Source organism: Rhodoblastus sp. (assembly GCF_052145335.1).
Taxonomy (GTDB): Bacteria; Pseudomonadota; Alphaproteobacteria; order Rhizobiales; family Beijerinckiaceae; genus Rhodoblastus.
The window spans coordinates 1-2718 of the sequence record NZ_JBKQOU010000296.1; the positions used below are offsets into that span (position 1 = coordinate 1).

At 60.4% G+C, this 2718-nt stretch carries 1 protein-coding gene and 1 pseudogene; both read left to right on the top strand.

What is annotated here, in order from left to right; all coding sequences use genetic code 11:
* Positions 1-204 (top strand): annotated as a pseudogene (locus ACLP2E_RS18100) (hypothetical protein); the annotation flags it as partial.
* A 115-nt stretch (positions 205-319) separates the two neighbouring features.
* Complete coding sequence (locus ACLP2E_RS18105) at positions 320-2212, top strand: alpha/beta hydrolase (RefSeq protein WP_442466730.1); 1893 nt, start codon at positions 320-322, stop codon at positions 2210-2212.
* Positions 2213-2718: the final 506 nt, after the last annotated feature.

Here is a 2718-nt window from a genome sequence, read left to right on the forward strand (position 1 = left end):
GGTCAGGTGATTACGATCGGTCTGGACATTGCAAAATCGGTTTTTCAGGTTCACGGCGTCGATGCGGCGGGAGAGGTGGTTATGAAAACAGCCGTCGGGAAACCCGCGCGACTGGGTAGTCATGCCCCACTGCGGTCGTTTGCGAAACTTACACCGAAGGTCACTCAACGGCACAATGGTTCAAACTTCTTCGGGTCGCGTTGAACGTCCTGATTGACAGCAAAAAAGTCAGGGACATTTTTCCGACCCCAATTCACGTTAATATTTGCGCAGGCTTTCGCGTATCGGAAAACGCCGGTCGACACCAAGGGAAACTCCCATGTCGCGCCTCCTGTTGCTTGCCTTGGCATGCCTGTCGTTTTCGCCTTTTGCCTTGGCGACTGACGTGCGGATCGCCATCCCCGCAACCTACGCCGATGACGTCTTCGTCAAATCCTTCCTGGCCAACACGGTTCCGGCCGAGGCCGGATTGAGCGTCGCGGCGTTAAAATTCCTGAGCGAAGCGGAGGCCAAGCGGGCGGTTGAAACTGGCGCGGCGGAGATGAGCGTTTATACTATTACGGACCAGCGTTTGCCCCAATGGAGAATACCCGGGACGGCGACTTCACTTTTAACACGGCGCTTCGTGTTCCAGTCGGCCGAGGAAGTGTTTCTGGTTGAGGACAGTTTTGTCGGCGCCGCCGCCGCCAATGCTGCCAGCCGCTACGGCCTGTTTCCTTTGAAATTATGGGTTCATGGCGTCACCTATTTCCTTTCCAGCGAAAAGATCGCCAGCGTCGCCGATTTCGCCAAGCTCACGGTTGCGGCGGAAAATGGCGCGCCAGACGTTAGGATTCTCACGGGCGTCGGCGCGAAAGTCGTCGCAAGCCTGCCGAGCGCGACCGCCGGCGGGGCCGATGCCATGGAGACGCAACTCGGCGCGGCGACTGAGGCTTTCGCGCAAAGAAATGGCGGGAAACTCTATGTGACCACGGCCTGGCCTAAGCTTGGCGCGCTGGTGGCGGCGCATGACTTCTGGCTGCAACGCAGCGAGACGGAAAAAAAAGCGCTGAAAATCGCGGCGGACCAGGCGAGGCAAGCGGCCGACTCCGACATTATCTCCCGCAGGGAAGCGATCCGCAAAATTCCCGATGTCGAGATGACCAATCTCGCCTCGCGTGAGGAGATACAATTGACCCTGGACGCGGTACGCATTGCCCCAGAGGCGCGCTCCCAGGAAATGGTCCTGTGGCGCAAGGCGGAATTCGAACTCCGAGGCAAGTACGCCCCGCCGCTCGCGAGCCCGCCGCCGCCTCTCAAATTGGCGATGCGGTCTCCGGTTTTTTTCGTCACCGACCGCAATGATGAGGGCACGCTGGATTACTCCACGCGCTTCGGCGCCCGCCGTCTGGATGCGTTCGAATTCACCTGCGGCTTCCTCGGCGCGCCTGCGCGCAATTCTGGTGAGCCCCATGTTCCGCCGGCGCCAAAGATCCTGATCAAAGGCGCGGATGAATGCGCGAGGCAGATCGTCGCGAAAACCCGCGAATCCGGCGGGTCAAAGATCATGTTCGTGATCCACGGTTTCAACATCCCCTTCCACGGACTGGCCTGGCGGGCGCTGCAACTGGCGTCGGATGTCGATTATGGCGGCGCTGTCGTCGGCTGGAGCTGGCCCTCCGAAGGCTCGGCTTTCGGCTATGCTTATGACGAGGATTCCAGCGTGTGGAGCGAGCCGCACCTGGTGGAACTGGTGAATGCGATCGCCGCGGCGGGGCCGGAGATGCAGCTCGACTTCGCCGCCCATAGCATGGGCTGCCGCATCCTCCTCCAAATGCTGCGCGAATTTGCGCTCGTTCACACGCATTTGCGTATCGGCGCCGCGGTGTTCGCGGCGCCCGACGTGGCGCAGGATGTTTTTCGTGAGCAGATCCGGCTGGCGAGCAAGATCGGCGTCATCCGCACGCTTTATGCGTCGGAATATGATCGCGCGATCCTGATTTCCGAGAGCTATCATCAGGCGCCGCGCGCCGGCAGCGGCGGCGCCGATATTCTGGTGACAAAAGGCGTTGAATCCGTCGACACGCGTCTGACCGGTCATTCCTACGTGTTCGACGAGCCCAAGGCGATACGGGATTTCACGCTGGTTCTCACCAAGGCGACGGCGGCCGCCGCGCGCGGCCTGGAAGCGCGCGAGAAGGCCGGCGAGCGCTATTGGGTCATTGAGCCATAGAACACGTGTCCAGGGAAACGCGCGGCGCACGCATTGCGGGGCTAGCAGCGTACGAAGGTTTACCGGCAAGTTAAGGGTTCATTTTGCAAGCGCCGAATTTCCGCTCATGGGCGCCGAGCGGACAGTTCGGTCGATCGGCAAAGTTCTCAACCTGAACCCTGAGCCGCCGTTCACCAATTTTTCGTAGGTCCCTTTTTTGCATTTGAGGGAATCGACGATCTGTTTCTAATCCTCCCGGCTTATCGGCGCCTCGCAGGCGCGGACCATTTTCTTGACGACTTCTTCCGAGCCTTCGATGCGCTCGAACGGCGGGACAACTGCCGCTGACTTATTGCCTACGACGCTATAACCGGGGCCAATGCCCTTGCGAGGAAGCGCCAAGGGCGCTTTAATTCGGGGTCACGAAACTCCGCGCGAAAAGGCGCAATCCTCGGGGACCCGATCCGGACGTGCGCAGCGAAATAACCCAGTTCCCCGGGACGCAAGGATCGCTGGCCGCCCGGCTC